We start from the raw sequence: 356 nt of genomic DNA, 5'->3' as shown, positions 1-356 counted from the left end.
CTCGGCACCAGGTTTTCGAAGTTACCGCCGGTTGCACCAGTGATCGTAGTGCTGACGGTGCTGCCGTTGTTGTAGACATCGTTCGCTGGGGTATCGATGGCGACGGAGCCCGTGGTTTGGCCCGCCGCAATGGTGATGACCGCGCCGTTGCTCAAGGTGACGGTGACTGGTGTTTGCGCGGGGTTGGTCAGCGTGGCGGTATAGGTAATCTGGCCGCCTTCGGTCACTTCGGTAGATGCAGACAAGGTCAAGCCAGTGGTATCCGCCGAATCGGTGATCGTGGTGACCGCAGGTGTAGTGCTCGGCACCAGATTTTCGAAGTTGCCGCCGGTTGCGCCGGTAATCGTAGTGCTGAT

At 59.6% G+C, this 356-nt stretch carries 1 protein-coding gene; it reads right to left on the bottom strand.

Annotated elements, in window-relative coordinates; translation table 11 throughout:
• On the bottom strand, nucleotides 1-356 hold a 356-nt coding region (locus LCU97_RS26550; RefSeq protein ID WP_232778222.1), incomplete at both ends, for an immunoglobulin-like domain-containing protein.

Source organism: Pseudomonas uvaldensis (genome assembly GCF_021271205.1).
Taxonomy (GTDB): Bacteria; Pseudomonadota; Gammaproteobacteria; order Pseudomonadales; family Pseudomonadaceae; genus Aquipseudomonas; species Aquipseudomonas uvaldensis.
This window is presented reverse-complemented; position numbering and strand designations above follow the sequence as displayed.